The sequence below is a fragment of the Pseudomonas chaetocerotis genome (assembly GCF_015712105.2).
GTDB classification, from domain to species: domain Bacteria; phylum Pseudomonadota; class Gammaproteobacteria; order Pseudomonadales; family Pseudomonadaceae; genus Aquipseudomonas; species Aquipseudomonas chaetocerotis.
Map to the genome: position 1 here is coordinate 251,406 of NZ_JACFYX020000006.1, position 18,757 is coordinate 270,162.

The 18,757-nt window shown below is 62.8% G+C and carries 18 protein-coding genes; 11 read left to right on the forward strand and 7 right to left on the reverse strand.

Annotation, left to right across the window (positions count from 1 at the left end; all coding sequences use genetic code 11):
• Positions 1–13 precede the first annotated feature (13 nt).
• The 3 genes from coaD to ggt all read left to right on the forward strand — a co-directional run bounded on the left by coaD (position 14) and on the right by ggt (position 2,680).
• The gene (coaD, locus tag H3221_RS12920; RefSeq protein WP_196477031.1) at positions 14–496 is read left to right on the forward strand and encodes a pantetheine-phosphate adenylyltransferase; all 483 of its coding nucleotides are present in this window, start codon (positions 14–16) and stop codon (positions 494–496) included.
• Between the two features lie 165 nt (positions 497–661).
• Positions 662–913 carry a YfhL family 4Fe-4S dicluster ferredoxin gene (locus H3221_RS12925; protein ID WP_003464019.1) on the forward strand — a complete coding sequence of 84 codons (252 nt, stop codon included), beginning with the start codon at positions 662–664 and terminating at the stop codon, positions 911–913.
• A 108-nt stretch (positions 914–1,021) separates the two neighbouring features.
• Positions 1,022–2,680, forward strand: a complete 1,659-nt coding sequence (ggt, locus tag H3221_RS12930) for a gamma-glutamyltransferase (RefSeq protein ID WP_224490591.1) — start codon at positions 1,022–1,024, stop codon at positions 2,678–2,680.
• 89 nt (positions 2,681–2,769) lie between these two features.
• Here ggt and H3221_RS12935 read toward each other — a convergent pair whose 3' ends face one another.
• From H3221_RS12935 to H3221_RS12955, 5 genes are all read right to left on the reverse strand, one after another.
• The gene (locus H3221_RS12935) at positions 2,770–4,605 is read right to left on the reverse strand and encodes a Na/Pi cotransporter family protein (protein WP_196476645.1); all 1,836 of its coding nucleotides are present in this window, start codon (positions 4,603–4,605) and stop codon (positions 2,770–2,772) included.
• A 93-nt stretch (positions 4,606–4,698) separates the two neighbouring features.
• Positions 4,699–5,037, reverse strand: coding sequence for a multidrug transporter (locus H3221_RS12940; protein WP_196476644.1), 339 nt, complete (start codon positions 5,035–5,037; stop codon positions 4,699–4,701).
• 76 nt (positions 5,038–5,113) lie between these two features.
• Positions 5,114–5,692 carry a lysophospholipid acyltransferase family protein gene (locus H3221_RS12945; RefSeq protein ID WP_196476643.1) on the reverse strand — a complete coding sequence of 193 codons (579 nt, stop codon included), beginning with the start codon at positions 5,690–5,692 and terminating at the stop codon, positions 5,114–5,116.
• An 84-nt stretch (positions 5,693–5,776) separates the two neighbouring features.
• A complete protein-coding gene (gene mutM / locus H3221_RS12950) occupies positions 5,777–6,589 on the reverse strand; it encodes a bifunctional DNA-formamidopyrimidine glycosylase/DNA-(apurinic or apyrimidinic site) lyase (protein ID WP_196476642.1) in 813 nt (270 codons plus the stop codon).
• A gap of 111 nt (positions 6,590–6,700) precedes the next feature.
• Positions 6,701–7,567 carry an HDOD domain-containing protein gene (locus H3221_RS12955; RefSeq protein ID WP_196476641.1) on the reverse strand — a complete coding sequence of 289 codons (867 nt, stop codon included), beginning with the start codon at positions 7,565–7,567 and terminating at the stop codon, positions 6,701–6,703.
• Between the two features lie 138 nt (positions 7,568–7,705).
• On the opposite strand from H3221_RS12955, the gene H3221_RS12960 reads away from it, so the two are divergent.
• The 8 genes from H3221_RS12960 to gloA all read left to right on the forward strand — a co-directional run bounded on the left by H3221_RS12960 (position 7,706) and on the right by gloA (position 17,397).
• Positions 7,706–8,905: a class I SAM-dependent rRNA methyltransferase gene (locus H3221_RS12960; protein ID WP_196476640.1), complete on the forward strand. Its 1,200-nt coding sequence runs from the start codon at positions 7,706–7,708 to the stop codon at positions 8,903–8,905.
• Between the two features lie 411 nt (positions 8,906–9,316).
• Positions 9,317–10,435, forward strand: coding sequence for an ABC transporter ATP-binding protein (locus H3221_RS12965; RefSeq protein WP_196476639.1), 1,119 nt, complete (start codon positions 9,317–9,319; stop codon positions 10,433–10,435).
• 35 nt (positions 10,436–10,470) lie between these two features.
• Positions 10,471–11,544 carry an ABC transporter substrate-binding protein gene (locus H3221_RS12970; protein ID WP_196476638.1) on the forward strand — a complete coding sequence of 358 codons (1,074 nt, stop codon included), beginning with the start codon at positions 10,471–10,473 and terminating at the stop codon, positions 11,542–11,544.
• A gap of 85 nt (positions 11,545–11,629) precedes the next feature.
• Positions 11,630–12,865: an ABC transporter permease gene (locus H3221_RS12975; RefSeq protein ID WP_196476637.1), complete on the forward strand. Its 1,236-nt coding sequence runs from the start codon at positions 11,630–11,632 to the stop codon at positions 12,863–12,865.
• Between the two features lie 133 nt (positions 12,866–12,998).
• Complete coding sequence (locus H3221_RS12980) at positions 12,999–13,853, forward strand: ABC transporter permease (protein ID WP_196476636.1); 855 nt, start codon at positions 12,999–13,001, stop codon at positions 13,851–13,853.
• Positions 13,854–14,286: 433 nt separating this feature from the next.
• The gene (gene ilvD, locus H3221_RS12985) at positions 14,287–16,125 is read left to right on the forward strand and encodes a dihydroxy-acid dehydratase (RefSeq protein WP_196476635.1); all 1,839 of its coding nucleotides are present in this window, start codon (positions 14,287–14,289) and stop codon (positions 16,123–16,125) included.
• A gap of 122 nt (positions 16,126–16,247) precedes the next feature.
• Positions 16,248–16,706, forward strand: coding sequence for a metallophosphoesterase family protein (locus H3221_RS12990; protein WP_196476634.1), 459 nt, complete (start codon positions 16,248–16,250; stop codon positions 16,704–16,706).
• Positions 16,707–16,869: 163 nt separating this feature from the next.
• Entirely contained in the window at positions 16,870–17,397 is a 528-nt protein-coding gene (gloA, locus tag H3221_RS12995) for a lactoylglutathione lyase (RefSeq protein ID WP_196476633.1), read from the forward strand.
• Between the two features lie 67 nt (positions 17,398–17,464).
• Here the strand turns inward: gloA and H3221_RS13000 are convergent, their stop codons facing one another.
• A complete protein-coding gene (locus H3221_RS13000; RefSeq protein WP_196476632.1) occupies positions 17,465–18,112 on the reverse strand; it encodes a YitT family protein in 648 nt (215 codons plus the stop codon).
• A gap of 111 nt (positions 18,113–18,223) precedes the next feature.
• Positions 18,224–18,742 carry a dihydrofolate reductase gene (locus H3221_RS13005; RefSeq protein ID WP_397428041.1) on the reverse strand — a complete coding sequence of 173 codons (519 nt, stop codon included), beginning with the start codon at positions 18,740–18,742 and terminating at the stop codon, positions 18,224–18,226.
• Positions 18,743–18,757 lie beyond the last annotated feature (15 nt).

Genomic DNA, 18,757 nt, shown 5'->3' on the forward strand with positions numbered 1-18,757 from the left:
CCAGGACGTCCCGATGAATCGAGTGTTATACCCCGGCACCTTCGACCCCATCACCAAGGGCCACGGTGATCTGGTCGAACGCGCCGCGCGCCTGTTCGATCACGTCATCATCGCCGTCGCCGCCAGCCCCAAGAAGAACCCTCTGTTTTCCCTGGAGCAACGCGTCGAGCTGGCACGCGAGGTGACCAAGCACCTGCCCAACGTCGAAGTGGTGGGTTTCTCCTCGCTGCTCGCGCACTTCGTCAAGGAGCAGAACGCCAATGTCTTCCTGCGCGGCCTGCGCGCGGTGTCGGACTTCGAATATGAATTCCAGCTGGCCAACATGAACCGTCAGTTGGCGCCGGACGTGGAAAGCCTGTTCCTCACCCCGTCGGAAAAATATTCCTTCATCTCCTCTACTCTTGTGCGCGAGATCGCAGCCCTGGGCGGCGATATCACCAAGTTCGTCCACCCTGCTGTGGCCGACGCGCTGAACGAGCGTTTTCGCAAGCATTAAAAACCGGCCGTTCACGGCCATCTGATGACCCTCTCCCGTAAACGGGAGAGGGGAGCAAAGCGCCTAACTGACCGGGCTAATGGCACAAGCCGCACCAATCCGGCACAATTCGCAGCATCGTTGCCCGTAAAGTGTCGAAGCCTGCGCGTCGACAGGAGTTGTCCCATGTCCCTGATCATCACCGACGACTGCATCAACTGCGACGTCTGCGAACCCGAGTGCCCCAACGGCGCCATTTCACAGGGTGAAGAGATCTACGTGATCGACCCTAACCTGTGCACCGAATGCGTTGGCCACTACGATGAGCCGCAATGCCAGCAGGTATGCCCGGTGGACTGCATCCCGCTCGACGAGAACAACGTCGAGAGCAAGGATGAACTGATGCACAAATACCGCATCATCACTGGCAAGGCCTGACCTTTACGGGAGGCTGCCGGCCTTCCGTTTCCTCCGTGCCCGTTCTGCCCTTCGCCAGAGCAAGGCTGTTAAGCTTCCAGCCTCCTTCAGCCGCCTCTGGTAGCTCGCATGTTGCGCACACTCCTGCTATCGACCCTGCTGCTCGGCGCCAGCCTTCTGGCCCAGGCCGCTCCGCAGCAACCCGCCATTGCCACCGCTCACCCCGCAGCCACCGCCGCTGCGCAGCAGATGCTCGACGCCGGCGGCAATGCCTTCGATGCCGCCGTCGCTGCCAGCGCGGCCCTGGCCGTGGTCGAACCCTACGGCTCTGGCCTTGGCGGCGGCGGCTTCTTCCTGCTGCGCACTGCCGGCGATACGCCAGGCTACGACTTCCTCGATGCCCGCGAACGCGCACCGCTGGAAGCCAAACCGAATCTCTATGTCCGCGATGGCAAGGTGCAGCGCGAGCTGTCGCTCAACGGCGCACTTGCTGCCGCCATTCCAGGGCTGCCGGCAGCATTGGTCGAGCTGGCCCAGAAGCACGGCCGCTTGCCGCTGAAAACCAGCCTGGCACCGGCGATTCGCCTGGCCAACGAAGGCTTCGCGGTCGATCGCGTCTACCGCGAGCGCGCAACCTGGCGCCTGGCAGCGCTGCGTGACGACGCCGAAAGCGCCCGCCTGTTTCTCGACCAGGGCGAGGTGCCGGCAGAAGGTTACCGGCTGCGCCAGCCGGAGCTGGCGACCACCTTGCAGGCGCTGGCCGACCACGGCCGCGCCGGGTTCTACGGCGGCGAGCAGGGCAAGCGCCTGATAGCCGGCGTGCGCAAGGCAGGCGGCATCTGGAACGAGGACGATCTGGCGGAATATCGCGTGCAACGGCGCGCACCGCTGCGTTTCGCCCTCGAAGACGGCCGCGAGCTGATCAGCGCCCCACCACCTTCGGCCGGCGGCATCGCGCTGGCGCAGAGCCTGGCCATACTCGAACAGCTGCCCTGGCGCGATGCCGAGCCCGTGCAGCGCACGCATTACGTGGTCGAGGCCCTGCGCCGTGCCTACCGTGACCGTGGCCTGCTGGGCGATCCCGACTTCATCAAGAATCCTGTAGAGCAACTGTTGTCACCCGGGCATCTGGCCGTGCTCGCCGGCAGTATCGACCCCGAACAGGCCACGCCCAGCGCCAGCCTGCCTCCGGCAGGCACCTGGCACGAAGGCGACCACACTACCCACTTCGCCGTGCTCGATGCCGAGGGCAATGCCGTGGCGGCGACGCTGTCGATCAACCTGCCGTTCGGCGCGGCCTTCACCGTGCCCGGCACCGGCGTGCTGCTCAACGACGAGATGGACGATTTCGCCGCCGACGTGCAGGGCGCCAACGCCTATGGCCTGGCAGGCAGCCAGGCCAACGCCATCGCAGGTGGCAAACGCCCGCTGTCATCGATGAGCCCGAGCTTTGTCGAAAGCAGCGATGAGTTCACTGCCTTCGGCACACCGGGCGGCAGCCGTATTCCGAGCATGGTGCTGCTGTCGATGCTCGAATACCTGGACGATAAGCCCATCGAGCGCTGGCCGGCGGTGGCGCGCTACCACCACCAGTTCCTGCCGGACGTGATCGAGCATGAGCCGGATACTTTCAACGATGAACAGATCGCCGAACTGCAACGACGCGGTTACGAACTCAAACGCCTGGACCGGCAGTACGGCAACCAGCAGGTGTTGTTCTGGGACAAGGTCAGCGGTGAAGTGCAGGCCGCGAGCGATCCTCGCGGGATTGGTACGGCGACGCCGTGAAGCGCAGCGCTCGAGGGTGATCGTAGCCCGGATCAAATCCGGGGGTGTCGTGGCCCAAGAGCCCCGGATTTCATCCGGGCTACCAGGGCTCAGGAGAGCCTGATCAGGCTCTCCTGCTCCTCACCGAACTTGCGCAACTCGCGGAAAAGCGCCTGCTCGCTGCCCAGCATCAGCACGTTGCGCAGGCTCTGGAAGATGCGGCTGACGTAGCCCAGGTCGTTCATCAGCGAGCTGGTCTGCAAGCCATCCAGGCGGCCGTCGCGTACCTCGGCGAACAGACGCTGACGAAACCGCGCATCGAAGCTCGCGGCCTGCTCGTCGAGCCAGCGCAGGCGCGATTGCCACACCTCATCCGGCAGATCGGCACGAGCCAACTCACGCACCTCATGCAGGGTCGTGAGCAAATGGCGACGCAACTCCACATAGGCATCACGCACTGCCGAGGGCGGTGCGTCCAGATAATGGCCAAGGTTCTTCTGCAGGTGCTTGGCGTCCTTGACCGCATCCACCAGTTGCAGCGCCGCCAATTGGCAACTGACCCAGAACTGCTGATGCGCTTCATCCATGGGCAGCTCCATGCGCCCCATGAAGCTCAGCAGATCGCCATACACGCCCTTGATATGGAATTGGTACAAGTGCTCCGCTTCGAAGCCGCCCTGCGTAGGCTTGGCCTGCAAGAGCTGTTCATCCGCGTGAGCGCGCGCCAACTGATCGACCGGCAGATAGAGCGCATGGCAGATCACCTCCAGGCTCAAGCGGCCGAGGTGCCCCAGCTCCTGCACCACCGCACCGGACGCGGCATCCACCGAATCGAGCGCGCGCTCATTGAGGTAGCGCGCGCGCGTGCGCTCGGGTTCGGCGACCGCCTCTGACGCCAACTCCGTAATCAATACCCGTGGCTCGGCGCGCTCCGGCAGCCAGCGGATCAACCACTGCGCCAAACGCCCTTGCAGCGGCCAGAACAGCGCGACGCCCATGGCATTGAACAGGGTATGGAACATCGCCAGCTGGATCAGGCTGTTCTCGCCAAGGCCCATGGGTTCGGCCAGCGCATGCACCAGCCAGGTCAACGGTCCAAGCAGGCAGAAGGCGAGAAAGCCGGTGGTGATGTTGAACAGTACATGGGCCAGGGCCAGACGCTGACCGCTCCGATTGCCACCCAGCGAGCCAACGAACGCGGTGGTTACACTGCTGCCGACGTTGGAGCCGATGGCAATCGCCAGGCTCTGACCGAGCTCCAACTGGCCGCCGGCCAGGGCCGCCAGCGTCAGCATCAAGGTCGCGTGGCTGGACTGCAGCACCACGGTGATTGCCAAGCCGATGGCGGTGAACAGAAGTGCACCGCGCAGCCCGCCCTCCTGGTAGCCGGTCATGTCCAGGCCGTCACCGAAACTGGCGAAGCCGTCCTTGATCTGATCGATGCCGAGAAAGATGAAGGCGATACCCAGGACGATACGCCCGGCTGCCTTGCTCCTGGGCCCGAAGAAACCGGCCAGCACGCCAAATACCAACAGCGGCAGGGCCAGCGGACTGAGGCTGAGGTTCTGCCCGGCCAGCGCCAGCAACCAGATGCCGCTGGTGGCGCCCAGATTGGCACCGAACAGAATGGCGATGCCGCCAGCCAGCTGGATCAGCCCGGTACTGATGAAGGCAATGGTCAAGAGCGACACCAGGGTGCTGGACTGCAACAACAGGGTACCGCCGACGCCGAACAGCAGGCTCTTGAAAGAGGTAGAGGTGCTGCGCCCGAGTATCTGCTCCAGTTTGCTGCCCGCCAGCTGGCGCAAGCCCTCTTCCAGGCACTGCATGCCGAACAGGAAAATCGCGAGCCCGGCGCAGAGTTGCAGCCAGCCCTGGCTGAACCAGAACGAGGCGATCAGCCCCATTACCACCAGCAGCAATATCACCCAGCGCAGGTACTTCATCACCACCGCTTCTTCCCTTTTCGGCGTTCAAACGTAAACGGCCCCTCGCCTTCAGGAAAAGGCGAGGGGCCGCGACAAGCGGATCGCAGCGAATCAGTCTTGCTTGTAGCCGCTGCTGGTGCAGCCCAGGCAGCGTACGAAGGCTTCTTTGCCTGGTTCTACCACGAGGGACTGCGCGGCTTCACCGACGTTACCGCCCAGCGCGGTGAACGGCAGGCTGACGATGAAGGCTGCGGCACCGATCGCAGTGGCGCCGATCAGCAGGGGGCGGGCGATGACCAGATCACCGACCATGGCATAGCCCTTGGGTGCCTCGATGGAGTACAGCGGGTCACCACTGGCGTTCTGCTGAACCACTTCCGCTTGCGCCGATAGCGCCAGCAGGCCAGAGGTCAGCGCCAGGACAACAGCGGAGGTGCGGAACGCTTTCATGGATCGATCCTTCAGATTATTCGGGAAAGTGCCAGTAACTATAACAGCGCATTGATAATTGTCAGCGTGACGGACGTCAATCGCCGTGAAAGGCATATTCCGGCTTTTTCGGTACGTATGGACGAAAGAACGCCAGCATGGCTGTCAGGTCGGCTTTCTCGTCACCGGTTGGCTGGAAGATCGGACCGATCACCACCCGACGATTCTGGTAATCCAGCGCGCCCAGCACGATGGGTACGCTCGCGCCCAGCGCGATATGGTAGAAGCCCATCTTCCAGCGTTCGACCTTCTTGCGCGTGCCCTCGGGCGACAACACCAGGATGAACTCGTCATGCTCACGAAAGGCCTGAATGGCCTGTTCGACGGTGTTCAACTGGCGATCCCGACGAATCGGAATACCGCCCCAGCTGCGCATCAGGCCGCCGAAGGGCCAGCGGAAGATGCTGTGCTTGCCGAACCAGCGGGCGTTGAGGCGCAGCACGAATTTCAGCGCTATGAAGATCACGAAATCCCAGTTGGACGTGTGATGAGCGCCGATGGCGACGAACTTGTCGAGCTTCGGCAACTGTCCCTCGATACGCCAGCCCATCAGTTTCAGCACACTGCGCCCCAGCCACTCAGCGGCCCGATTGCGCGGCAGGTAGTTACCGGACATCGATCAACCTCGGTATTTCTTGTTTTTATGACGTAGGGCGGGTGCAACCCGCCCTACGGCTCGCCCATCCGGCGGATCATCAGCTCAGCGTTGGCACCTGGGACAGTAGACACTCGCGCGCTGCCCCAGCTTGACCTCACGTAGCGTACTGCCGCAGGCCTTGCAGAACTCGCCGCCGCGCCCGTAGGCGAACAACTCCTGCTGGAAGTAGCCCGGCTGGCCGTCGCCGCCGACGAAGTCACGCAAGGTGGTACCGCCACGCTCGATGGCATGAGCCAGGATGCGTTTGATCTCATCGGCCAGGCGCAGGTAGCGCGCCCGCGAGATGGAGCCGGCTTCGCGGCGCGGATCGATACCGGCAGCGAACAGCGCTTCGGTGGCGTAGATGTTGCCCACGCCGACGACCACGGCGTTATCCATGATGAAGGGTTTCACCGCCATGCTGCGACCGCGCGACATCTGGAACAGACGCTCACCCTCGAACAATCCGCCCAACGGCTCTGGGCCGAGCTTGCTGAGCAGTTCGTGGCGCAGCGGATCTTCGCTCCATAGCAGCGCACCAAAACGGCGCGGGTCGGTGTAACGCAGTGCGAGCCCTGACTCCAGTTCGATATCCACGTGCTCGTGCTTGGCCGCAGCCAGCCCGCACTCGACCAGTCGCAGACTGCCCGACATGCCCAGATGACTGATCAGCGTGCCGACTTCGGCCTTGATCAGCAGGTACTTGGCCCGGCGCTCGACGCATTCGATTCGCTGACCCGACAAGCGCACGTCCAGGTCTTCGGGGATGGGCCAACGCAGGCGGCGCTCACGCACGATCACACGGCTGACGCGCTGGCCTTCCAGGTAGGGCGAGATACCGCGGCGGGTAGTTTCGACTTCGGGTAATTCAGGCATGGCAATACGACAGGAAAACGGCGGTGCGCCACCTTATCAGGAGCCGTGCAGCCAGCGGTAGAGGCGGCCGCTTACCCGCTCATCTGCACGGCGGCGCAAGCGCATGAAGACTCAGAGCACGGCCAGGTCCCGAATGCTTTCGCGCAGGTTCTCGAAGTCATACTCCGACAACCCCAGATACTCGAGAATCGGCTGCGCGATGTACTGCCACTCCAGGTCAGTGGCCTGCCCGCCCTGCACGCGATGCGTCTCGCAGATATGCTCGGCCATCTTGAGAATGCCCAGCAGCGTCTTCAACTGAGCGTCGCGCCCCGAGTCATCGCTGAAGATCGACAAGGCGTTGTGGTGATTGGCGATGACCTCGCAGAGATGCTCCGGCAGGCGCCAGGAACGCGCGGTGAAATAACCGACCACAGCATGATTGGTGGTCAGCAGACGGTTCTCGGTGTCGACCACCCGGCGCTCTTCACTGGCACTGGCATAGGCTTCCTCCAGCACCTGCATGTAGTTGGGAAAGCGCTTGAGCATCAGCGGAATGCCGCAATCGTGGAACAATCCCAGGCTGTAGGCTTCGTCGGGCGAGTGATAACCGAGGCGTTTGGCCAGGGTCAGACAGGTCATCGCCACGTCCTGAGCACTGTCCCAGAAGCGGTTGAGCACCAGGATCGCTTCGTCGGTCAGCTCGCCTTTGATCGACTGCGCATTGATCAGGTTGATCACTGTGTTGCAGCCCATCAGATTGACCGCCTGCTGAATCGAAGCGATGCGATTGGCCAGACCGAAATGCGGCGAGTTGACGATTTTCAGCAGCGCGCCGGACAGCCCTGGGTCCTGACTGATCAGCTTGGCGATGCTGCGCAGATCGGGGCTGGGCATGATCTGTTCCATCTGTAGATCGACCATGATCTGTGGTTGCGGCGGTACGCTGATCCCCTGCAGGACTTGCTGGATCTGTTCGGCGGTAAGTTCGTAGGTCATGAAAGAGGGATCGTGCAGGGTGAGAAGTAGCGCACAGTCTAGCCAAAGCACAGGCCAGCCCGCAGTCGACTTTTGTAACCGCCGTCCCCGTGTGCAAACCGCTATAATCCCGCTCTTTTCCCCGCGGAGCCCGAACTCATGTCTTCCCTGCCCAGTCTGCGCCTGAAAGCCAACGCCGACCGACGCCTGCGCGCCGGCCACCTGTGGGTCTACAGCAACGAGATCGATGTCGCCGCCACCCCGCTGCATGGTTTTGCCGCCGGTGACCAGGCTGTTCTCGAAGCCGCCGGCGGCAAGCCGCTGGGCATCGTCGCCATGAGTCCGAACAACCTGATCTGCGCGCGCCTGCTGTCACGCGACGTCAAGCACGTGCTGGACAAATCCCTGCTGGTGCACCGCCTCAACGTCTGCCTGTCGTTGCGCGAGCGCCTGTTCGACAAGCCCTGCTACCGCCTGGTGTATGGCGACTCCGACCTGCTGCCGGGGCTGGTGGTCGACCGTTTCTTCGATATTCTGGTGGTGCAACTGGCCTCTGCCACCATGGAGGCACACAAGGAGGACGTGCTCGCGGCCCTGATCCAGGTGTGCAAGCCCAGCGGTATCCTGTTCAAGAACGACTCCAGCGCGCGCGACGCCGAAGGTCTCGAGCGCTATGTGGCGACCGCCTACGGCGAGGTGCCGGAGTGGGTAGCGCTGGAAGAGAACGGCGTTAAGTTCGAAGCCCCGGTGATCGAAGGACAGAAGACCGGCTGGTTCTACGATCACCGCATGAACCGCGCGCGCCTGGCGCCCTACGTCAAAGGCAAGCGCGTGCTCGACCTGTTCAGCTACATCGGCGGCTGGGGTGTGCAGGCCGCGGCGTTCGGCGCCAGCGAAGTGTTCTGCGTGGACGCCTCAGGTTTTGCTCTCGACGGCGTTGAGCGTAATGCCACGCTCAACGGTTTCGCCGAGAAGGTCACCTGCGTCGAGGGTGATGTATTCGCCGCGCTACGCGAACTGAAATCCGCAGAAGAGCGCTTCGACGTGGTGATCGCCGACCCGCCCGCCTTCATCAAGCGCAAGAAGGACATCAAGAACGGCGAAGCGGCCTATCGTCGTCTCAACGAAACCGCCATGCGCCTGCTGAGCAAGGACGGCATCCTGGTCAGCGCCAGTTGCTCCATGCACCTTGAGGAAGACAACCTGCAGAACATCCTGCTGACCAGCGCGCGTCACCTGGACCGCAATATCCAGCTACTCGAGCGCGGTGCCCAGGGCGCGGATCATCCGGTACACCCGGCCATCAATGAGACCCGCTACATCAAGAGCCTCACCGTCCGCCTGCTGCCCAACAGCTAAAACCTGACTCTTGTAGGGTGCGCCGTGCGCACCGATTATCGGGGGGCATACTCGATATTGCGGTGAATGCCTGCCCCTGATGCGCACAGCACACCCTACGCGACACGCGCCGAAACAGGGACGCTCTCCAGACCGTGCACCTGCCATGTGCGTGTCGACAGGAGCCCCATCCCTCCTCTCGCTGTTACCTCCCCCCACACCCGCCTCGCATCTCGCCCAGCATGGACTAGGCTTTAACCTGCATAGCAGAGCGCTATCAGCCAATCACTGGCTAACTGGCGTGCTTATTGCTTTCGGCTATCAACATAACGAACGCCTTCCACGCAGGAGGCGAATCGACTCAGAAGTTGGAGTCTTGGCCACGAGCTGACTCCGTATTGCGGCCTTTCACGGACAACAGCGGGGAGGACTATGACTGCGCAGGCTGGGAACGATGCGTTCCTGCGATTCACCAACGTCAAGAAGACCTACGATCACAAGACCCTGGTGGTCAAGGACTTCAACCTCAACGTGGCCAAGGGCGAATTCATCACCCTGCTCGGCCCCTCCGGTTCGGGCAAGACCACCTGCCTGATGATGCTCGCCGGCTTCGAGGACGTGACCAGCGGCGAGATCCTGATCAACGGCCGTAACGTCACCAGCATCGCCCCCTATGCTCGCAACATCGGCATGGTCTTTCAGCAGTACGCGCTGTTCCCGCACATGACCATCCGCGAGAACCTGGCCTACCCGCTGAAGATTCGCAAACTGCCCAAGGACGAGATTCGCGCCAAGGTCGAGGAGTACCTCGCACTGGTCGAACTGCAGGCCTTCGGCGGCCGCTACCCCGCCCAGCTCTCCGGCGGCCAGCGCCAGCGAGTGGCCCTGGCCCGCGCGCTGATCTTCGCTCCGGACATCGTACTGATGGATGAGCCGCTCGGCGCGCTGGACAAGAAGCTGCGTGAGCAGATGCAGTTCGAGATCAAGCGCCTGCACGAACAGCTCGGCTTCACGGTGATCTACGTGACCCACGACCAGACCGAAGCGCTGACCATGAGCGACCGCATCGCCGTGTTCAACAACGGCGTGGTGCAGCAATGCGCGGCGCCGCACGTGCTCTACGAACGTCCGGCCAACATGTTCGTCGCCGACTTCATCGGCGAGAGCAACAAGTTGTCTGGCGTGATCGAGGCGGTCGAGGCTGATCGCGTCCAGGTGCGCCTCGACGATGGCGACCTGGTCAGCACGCTGAAAGCCAACTGCACCGAAGTCGGCCAGGCCACCACGGTGTCGGTACGCCCGGAGAAGCTGAGCTTTACCGACCGACTCGGCGCCAGCGGCAATCAGGTCAAGGCCCGCTTCGTCACGCGTCATTACGTCGGCGAATACATCCGCTACCACTTCGAGACCGCCAGCGGTAGCGAGCTGGTGGTGAAGAATCTGAACGACAGTTCAGCCCCGCAACTCAGCGCTCAGGAAGAGATCGCCCTCGCCTGGCTGCCGGAAGACAGCCAGGCCCTGGACCGATCGGACGTGCCGAAGACGCTCTGACCCCCACAACTAGTAGAAGCAAATGGAGCACAGCAATGGCTAGATCACTGACTACCAGCTTTTCCACCTTCGCCCTGGTGGCGGCATTGGGACTCACAGCGGGCAACGCCACGGCCCAGGACAGCCTCACCGTGGTTTCCTGGGGCGGTGCCTACGGCGCGGCGCAGAAAAAACACGTCATCGACCCCTACCAGGCGGAATCCGGCGTCAAGGTATTGTTCGAGGATTACTCGGGCGGCGTCGCCGAGATCAAGGCCCAGGTCGAGTCCGGCAACATTCAGTGGGACGTGGTCGACTTCGAGGTGATCGACCTCGAGCGTGCGTGCTCCGAAGGCCTGCTGGAAACCCTCGATCACAGCGTGTTGCCGGCCGGCATCGACGGCACCCCGGCTGCTCAGGACTTCATCCCCGAAGCACTGGCCAGCGAATGCGCGGTGGGCAATATCGTCTGGTCGGTGGTATTCGCCTACAACCAGAACACCATCGGCGGCACCAAGGCTGCCAGCATCGAGGACTTCTTCGATACCGCCAAGATTCCGGGCAAACGCGCCATGCGCAAGCGCCCGCAGGTGAACATGGAATGGGCCCTCATGGCAGACGGCGTCGCACCTGAGGAAGTCTACGAAGTACTGGCAACCCCGGAAGGCCAGCAACGTGCCTTCGACAAACTGGCCAGCATCAAGGATGACATCGTCTGGTTCGACTCCTGGTCGCAAGCGCCGCAATTGCTCAACGACGGTGGCGCAGTGCTGGTGCAATCGGCCAACGGCCGCTTCTACGATGCCATCGTGCAGGAAAAGAAACCCTTCGAAATCGTCTGGGACGGCCACGTCTACGACCTCGACGCCTGGGCCATCGTCAAGGGCAGCAAGAAGAAGGACCTGGCCATGGAGTTCATCAAGTACGCCACCGGCTCCAAGCCGCTGGCCGGCATGCCGGACGTGGCCTACGGCCCGACCCGCAAGTCCTCCATGCCGCTGGCCGACCAGAGTGCGGCGCCGCACCTGCCGACCGCTCATCTGGACAAAGGCATCCAGGCTGGCTCCGAGTTCTGGGCTGACTATGGCGAATCGTTGGGCGAGAAATTCAACGAGTGGCTGTTGAAGTAAAGGCCATCAGCTCCCCTCTCCCACCTGTGGGAGAGGGCGCTATTGATCGGCACTCGCTCTACGCCCTGCTTTACGGAGTAACGCCTTGTCATCCCTGACCACCAGCGAAGCCGGCCAAGCTGCCAGCGCCCGTCGCAAGAAACGCCTCGCCGCCTTCCTGTTCGTGGTGCCGCTGCTGCTGTTCATCATCGTCACCTTCGTCGCACCGATCGGCACCATGCTGTGGCGCAGCGTGCATCACCCGACCGTGGCCGAACTGATTCCACTGACCCTGGCCGAACTCGAGCGGTGGGACGATCACAAGCAACTACCGGACGACAAGACCCTGCAGGTATTCGTCAAAGAGCTGCAGGGTCTTAACGAGCAACGCCTGTCTGGCAAGCTCTCCGAAGAGTTCAACCGTGCGTACACCGGCATGTCCAGCGTGGTCAAATCCACCGCCCGCCGTGTTGGCCGGCTGGATGCGCAAGAGCTGCAGAGCCAAGGCACAAAGACCCTGCTCGACGCCCATCGCAACTGGAGCAAGCCCGAGCTGTGGTACGCCATCGAGCGCGCCGGCAAGGTCTACACCTACGACTACTACCTGACCGCTCTGGATCTTGAACTGCACCCCGACGATGGCATCCAGGTACGCCAGGACACGCAGATCTACCTGCAGCTTTACTCCAAGACCCTGAACATGGCGCTGGTCATCACGCTGCTTTGCGCCCTGCTCGGCTACCCACTGGCCTACTACCTGGCCGGGTTGCCATCGAATCGCGCCAACCTGCTGCTGGTGTTGGTACTGCTGCCGTTCTGGACCTCGTTGCTGGTGCGCACCACCTCGTGGATCGCCCTGCTGCAGACCAACGGCGTGATCAATTCCTTCCTCATGGGCATCGGCCTGATCAGTCAGCCCTTCGAGATGCTCTACACCTCGTTCGCCACCGTGGTGGCGATGACCCACATCCTGCTGCCGTTCATGATCCTGCCGCTGTACAGCGTGATGCGCGGCATCGACCCCAGCTACATGCGGGCGGCGCTAAGCCTCGGCGACAAACCCATTCCGGCGTTCGCCCGCATCTACTTCCCGATGACCTTGCCTGGCCTCAGCGCCGGAGCGCTGCTGGTGTTCATCATCTCGGTGGGCTACTACATCACCCCGGCGCTGGTCGGAGGTACTGATGGGCAGATGATCAGCAACATCATCGCCTTCCACATGCAGCGCTCGAACAACTGGGAGCTGGCCGCCGCACTGGGCTCGCTGCTGCTCGGGCTGATCCTGTTGCTGTACTGGGTGTACGACCGCTTCGTCGGCGCCAGCAATATCAAGTTGGGATGAACATGTCCGTACCGTCATTTCCTCATAACGGCGTAGCCCGGATGCAATCCAGGAAACCAGCCGCCTTTCCTTCCCCGGACTGCGTCCGGGCTACAGGCGGCACCCGTCGTCTCCTCGATACGGGCTCAGCGCTATGAAAATTCCCGCCTATTACGGCTTCTGGCACCACCTCGGCAGTTGGCTGCTCAAGGTCAGCTCCTGGCTGGTGCTGCTGTTCCTGATCCTGCCGATTCTGGTGATCGTGCCGCTGTCGTTCAATGCCGAGCCGTTCTTCAGCTTTACCGAAGGCATGCTCAGACTGGACCCCGAGGCCTACTCGCTGCGCTGGTACCAGGAGATCTTCAACGATCCGAAGTGGATACTGGCGATCAAGAACAGCTTCTTCATCGGCATCCTCTCCACCCTTCTCGCCACGATTCTGGGTACCTGCGCCGCCGTGGGCCTGGCGCGCGACGAGATGCCGTTTCGCCGCTTCATCACCGCCCTGCTGCTGTCGCCGATGATCGTGCCGCTGATCATCACCGCCGCTGGCATGTTCTTTTTTTACTCAGACCTCGGCCTGGCCGGCGGCTATCTGGGTGTGATCCTGGCCCACGCGGCGCTCGGCACGCCCTTCGTCATCATCACTGTCACCGCCACGCTCACCGGCTTCGACTACAGCCTGGCGCGCGCAGCGCTGAATCTCGGCGCCACGCCAATACGCGTGTTCTTCGACGTGATCATGCCGCTGATCCGCCCCGGCGTGATTTCAGGCGCACTGTTCGCCTTCATCACTTCCTTCGATGAGGTGGTGGTAATCCTGTTCATGGCCGGGCCACAACAGCGCACCATTCCGCGGCAGATGTTCTCGGGCCTGCGCGAGCAGATCAACCCGAGCATCCTGGCCATCGCCACTCTGCTGATTCTGGTATCCATCGCGTTGCTGGTAACCATCGAACTGCTGCGCCGCCGTGCCGAGCGGATGCGAGGGATCGAAATTCCGCACTGAGGCCCTGCCCCGAAAGACGCAGCAGGCGCTGATGTCAGGAGCGATAGCGCTGTAACGACCGACGCAGACCGCTACACAGCCCGCATGTCCTGAAAGGTACTGCGGGAACTGCGCTCATCCTTCAACGGGAAGCGAGAATCAGGCAGTAGTGGAGGCGTGGGAGGAGTCGCCGATCGGCTCGCAATGACGGACATAAGGTCACTCGCCCCGGGACACCGGCAATCAGCAGCGCCTTGGCGCTGCGCCAGTAGCGGGAGTAGAATCACCGAATCCCTCGCCATCATCCCCTGGCGGGCCCTGAGCACGGGCCAGACGCGCGCCCACACTGCGGCGTCCTGCGGCCCCGCCGAACGCACGGCCACCTTCCGTTTGCATCCGGTTCAGTCGACGCTCACCATACGAACATCACCTGATCAGCCGCAGGAACCGTGTCATGCCCGATTACCGCTCGAAGACCTCCACCCATGGCCGCAACATGGCCGGCGCCCGCGCCCTGTGGCGCGCCACCGGGATGAAGGACGAAGACTTCAAGAAACCGATCATCGCCATCGCCAACTCCTTCACCCAGTTCGTGCCCGGCCACGTGCACCTGAAGGACCTGGGTCAACTGGTCGCCCGCGAGATCGAGAAGCACGGCGGCGTGGCCAAGGAATTCAACACCATCGCCGTCGACGACGGCATCGCCATGGGCCACGACGGCATGCTCTATTCGCTGCCGAGCCGCGAGATCATCGCCGACTCCGTGGAGTACATGGTCAACGCCCACTGCGCCGACGCCATCGTCTGCATCAGCAACTGCGACAAGATCACCCCCGGCATGCTGATGGCCGCCCTGCGCCTGAACATCCCGGTGGTGTTCGTTTCCGGCGGCCCGATGGAAGCCGGCAAGACCAAGCTGGCCAACCATGGCCTGGATCTGGTCGACGCGATGGTGATTGCCGCCGACTCCAGCGCCTCCGACGAGAAGGTCGCCGAGTACGAGCGCAGCGCTTGCCCGACCTGCGGCAGCTGCTCCGGCATGTTCACCGCCAACTCGATGAACTGCCTGGTCGAAGCCCTGGGTCTGGCGCTGCCAGGCAACGGTTCGACCCTGGCCACCCACAGCGATCGTGAACAGCTGTTCCTGCGCGCCGGTCGCCTGGCCGTCGAACTCTGCCAACGCTACTACGGCGAAGGCGACGACTCGGTGCTGCCGCGCAATGTCGCCAACTTCAAGGCGTTCGAAAACGCCATGACCCTGGACATCGCCATGGGCGGTTCGACCAACACCATCCTGCACCTGCTGGCTGCTGCCCAGGAAGCGGAGATCGCCTTCGACCTGCGCGACATCGATCGCCTGTCGCGCAAGGTACCGCAGCTGTGCAAAGTCGCGCCGAACATCCAGAAGTACCACATGGAAGACGTGCACCGCGCCGGCGGCATCTTCTCCATTCTCGGCGAGCTGGCACGTGGCGGCCTGCTGCACACCGATGCCCACACTGTGCACAGCCCGAACATGGCCGAAGCCATCGCCCAATGGGACATCACCCAGACTCAGGACGAATCGGTTCATCACTTTTTCAAGGCAGGCCCGGCCGGCATCCCCAGCCAGACCGCGTTCAGCCAGAGCACCCGCTGGGACAGCCTGGATGACGACCGCGAGAATGGTTGTATTCGCAGCGTCGAGCACGCTTACTCGCAAGAGGGTGGACTTGCAGTGCTGTACGGCAACATCGCCCTCGATGGCTGCGTGGTGAAGACCGCCGGCGTCGATGAGTCGATCCACGTCTTCGAAGGCACCGCCAAGGTCTTCGAAAGCCAGGACAGCGCGGTCAAGGGCATCCTCGCCGACGAAGTGAAGGAAGGTGACATCGTCATCATCCGCTACGAAGGCCCGAAAGGCGGCCCGGGCATGCAGGAAATGCTCTATCCGACCAGCTACCTGAAGTCCAAGGGCCTGGGCAAGGCCTGTGCCCTGCTCACCGACGGTCGTTTCTCCGGCGGCACCAGCGGCCTGTCCATCGGCCACGCCTCGCCGGAAGCGGCAGCAGGCGGTGCTATCGGCCTGGTCAACGATGGCGACAAAATCCTCATCGACATCCCCAACCGCAGCATCAACCTGCTGGTAAGCGATGAAGAACTGGCCTCCCGCCGCGCAGAGCAGGACAAGAAGGGCTGGAAGCCTGCTGCACCGCGTACCCGCAAGGTGACCACGGCACTCAAGGCCTACGCCCTGCTCGCCACCAGCGCCGACAAGGGCGCGGTGCGTAACAAGGCCATGCTGGACGACTGATTCGTCACATTGCTACAGCAAAAGCCCGGCCTGGTTTGCCGGGCTTTTTGTGGACGGAAGGTTTTGCAACTGGCGCCGATCGCCAGCAAGCTGGCTCCTGCATCCATGCTCGGGACCTCATCATGCGTATCGGTCTGATCGCTGACACTCACAATCTGCTGCGCCCCGAGGCCCTGGCAGCGCTGCAAGGCGTCGATCACCTGATCCATGCCGGCGATATCGGCGGGCCGCACATCCTGGCCGAGCTGGAGCGCATCGCACCACTGTCGGTGGTACGCGGCAACAATGATCGGGACAGTTGGGCCGACGCCATCCCCGAGCGTCTGACGCTACGCTTCGGCGCCATCACCCTGCATGTGCTGCACGACCTCAAGCAACTGGATATCGACCCGGCTGAGCAGAACATCGACGTGGTGATTGCCGGTCACTCGCACAAGCCGCTGCACGAGCTGCTTGGCGGCGTGCTCTACCTCAATCCAGGCAGTGCCGGGCCACGACGTTTCAAGCTGCCCGTCGGCGTTGGCATCCTGCATATCAACGACCAGAGGGTCCGGGCCGAACTGATCACGCTACAGGTCTGATACCTGCCCTTGGGTGGACGACGCTTCATCCGTCCACCGCCCTACCAACCGATCGGCGACTGCGAATGGCCCAGGTGCGCACGGCGCACCCTACCCTTGAAAAACGCCCTCAGCGAGTCCATCTAGGCTGGTACAGCCTTTTCCCCGCCTGATGGAGAACCCCATGACCCTCGACGAGCTCAACGCCATTGCCGGCGTGACCGCCAACCCCGACGTCGCCACTGCCGACTTCGTCTACAACCACACCATGATCCGCGTGAAGGACCTGCAGAAATCCCTGGACTTCTACACCCGCGTGCTGGGCTTCACCTTGCTGGAGAAGAAGGACTTCCCCGACGCCGAGTTCAGTCTGTACTTCCTCGCCTTGATCGCCGACAAGTCGCAGATCCCGGCTGACTCGGCGGCCCGCCATCAGTGGCGCAAGTCGATCCCCGGCGTGCTGGAGCTGACCTACAACTACGGTACCGAGAAAGACCCGGAATTTTCCTACCACAGCGGCAACAGCGACCCGCGCGGCTTCGGTCACCTGTGCGTGTCGGTACCGGACATCAAGGCGGCCTGCCAGCGCTTCGAAGACCTTGGCGTGGACTTCCAGAAGCGCCTGACCGACGGCCGCATGCGCGACATCGCCTTCATCAAGGACCCGGACGGCTACTGGGTCGAAATCATCCAGTTCACCGACGTGATCTGATTCTCGCGCCCGCGATAAACGACGAGGAGCTGCCTCCAGCGAGGCAGCCCCTCGTTCGTTCATGGGCTCAACTGACGCCGACGTAGCGATCAGCCCGGTGATTGATCGCCAGCACCAGATTGAGCATCACCGCCCCTAGCACCGAGAGCAGCACCTTGTCTGGCGACACCACGAAGATCGCCGCCAGCACGATGCTCGCATCGATGGCCATCTGCACGGTGCCCGCACGGAAACCGAAGCGCGCCTGCATGTACAGCGCGAGAATGTTCACCCCTCCCAGGCTGGCGCGGTGGCGGAACAGCATGAGCAAACCCAGCCCCATGGCGGCACCACCGAACAGCGCGGCATACACGGCGCTGAGGTGGGCGAAGGCGACCCACTGCGGCGTCAGCTCCGCCAGCAACGAAACCAGCAACACCGCGCAGCCCGTGCGCAAGGTGAAACCCCAGCCCATACGCCAGATGCCGAGCAGATAGAACGGCAGATTGACCAGACAAAACACCAGACCGAACGACCAACCAGCCTGGTAGTTGGCCAGAAAGGCGATGCCGACGGTGCCGCCCGTCAGCAAGCCCGCATGGGCGTAGAAGGCGATGCCCAGCGCCACCAGAGCGGTGCCGAACAGCAGGGCCAGCGCATCTTCCCAGAGCGGATGACGCACGAAGAGTGCAGCGACGGCGTTCAGTTGCTCGTCGTCGGGCGATTGCTCAGACATGTAAAAACCTGCATCAGGATGCACGAAAGAAAATTACGGCAAAGGCAAGGCAGTGGCCATCACGTCGCGCAGAAGAACCTGGCGGCAAAGAGGGCCGGAACGCTCGGTGGGTTATGCGCCGTGGCGCTCCCACACTTCGAAGGCGTAGAACGGTGTCTCGGCCGAAGCCGCGTGCTCGACGCTGGAGGTCATGCGCCATGTAGCCTCGTCGAGCTCGGGGAAGAAGGCATCGCCTTCGGGGTCGAGGCCGACACGCGTCAGGTACAGGCGATCAGCCTGGGCCAGGCCCAGCTCATAAAGCTGCGCGCCGCCGATCAGCATCAGCTCCCCGGCATTCTCCTCACGTGCCCAGGCGTCGGCTCGCTCGATGGCCTCTTCCAGCGTCGCGAATACCTCGGCCCCTTCCAGGGCCAGGCCCACCTGGCGGCTGACCACGATATTGAGCCGGCCGGGCAACGGCCGACCGAGCGAATCCCAAGTCTTGCGCCCCATGATGATCGGCTTGCCGAGCGTCAGTGCCTTGAAGTGCTTGAGGTCCGCCGGCAGATGCCAGGGCAGCTGATTGTCGCGACCAATCACACGGTTGTGCGCGAGCGCGGCGATCAGGGAAAGAGGTAGAGTCGTTTTCATGGCTGCGAGCATAGC

What these genes read in the sequence shown, in the direction of transcription:
- coaD (WP_196477031.1), top strand. Translation starts at nt 14, where the DNA reads ATGAATCGAGTGTTATACCCCGGCACCTTCGACCCCATCACCAAGGGC.
- H3221_RS12925 (WP_003464019.1), top strand. Translation starts at nt 662, where the DNA reads ATGTCCCTGATCATCACCGACGACTGCATCAACTGCGACGTCTGCGAA.
- ggt (WP_224490591.1), top strand. Translation starts at nt 1,022, where the DNA reads ATGTTGCGCACACTCCTGCTATCGACCCTGCTGCTCGGCGCCAGCCTT.
- H3221_RS12935 (WP_196476645.1), bottom strand. Translation starts at nt 4,605, where the DNA reads ATGAAGTACCTGCGCTGGGTGATATTGCTGCTGGTGGTAATGGGGCTG.
- H3221_RS12940 (WP_196476644.1), bottom strand. Translation starts at nt 5,037, where the DNA reads ATGAAAGCGTTCCGCACCTCCGCTGTTGTCCTGGCGCTGACCTCTGGC.
- H3221_RS12945 (WP_196476643.1), bottom strand. Translation starts at nt 5,692, where the DNA reads ATGTCCGGTAACTACCTGCCGCGCAATCGGGCCGCTGAGTGGCTGGGG.
- mutM (WP_196476642.1), bottom strand. Translation starts at nt 6,589, where the DNA reads ATGCCTGAATTACCCGAAGTCGAAACTACCCGCCGCGGTATCTCGCCC.
- H3221_RS12955 (WP_196476641.1), bottom strand. Translation starts at nt 7,567, where the DNA reads ATGACCTACGAACTTACCGCCGAACAGATCCAGCAAGTCCTGCAGGGG.
- H3221_RS12960 (WP_196476640.1), top strand. Translation starts at nt 7,706, where the DNA reads ATGTCTTCCCTGCCCAGTCTGCGCCTGAAAGCCAACGCCGACCGACGC.
- H3221_RS12965 (WP_196476639.1), top strand. Translation starts at nt 9,317, where the DNA reads ATGACTGCGCAGGCTGGGAACGATGCGTTCCTGCGATTCACCAACGTC.
- H3221_RS12970 (WP_196476638.1), top strand. Translation starts at nt 10,471, where the DNA reads ATGGCTAGATCACTGACTACCAGCTTTTCCACCTTCGCCCTGGTGGCG.
- H3221_RS12980 (WP_196476636.1), top strand. Translation starts at nt 12,999, where the DNA reads ATGAAAATTCCCGCCTATTACGGCTTCTGGCACCACCTCGGCAGTTGG.
- ilvD (WP_196476635.1), top strand. Translation starts at nt 14,287, where the DNA reads ATGCCCGATTACCGCTCGAAGACCTCCACCCATGGCCGCAACATGGCC.
- H3221_RS12990 (WP_196476634.1), top strand. Translation starts at nt 16,248, where the DNA reads ATGCGTATCGGTCTGATCGCTGACACTCACAATCTGCTGCGCCCCGAG.
- gloA (WP_196476633.1), top strand. Translation starts at nt 16,870, where the DNA reads ATGACCCTCGACGAGCTCAACGCCATTGCCGGCGTGACCGCCAACCCC.
- H3221_RS13000 (WP_196476632.1), bottom strand. Translation starts at nt 18,112, where the DNA reads ATGTCTGAGCAATCGCCCGACGACGAGCAACTGAACGCCGTCGCTGCA.
- H3221_RS13005 (WP_397428041.1), bottom strand. Translation starts at nt 18,742, where the DNA reads ATGAAAACGACTCTACCTCTTTCCCTGATCGCCGCGCTCGCGCACAAC.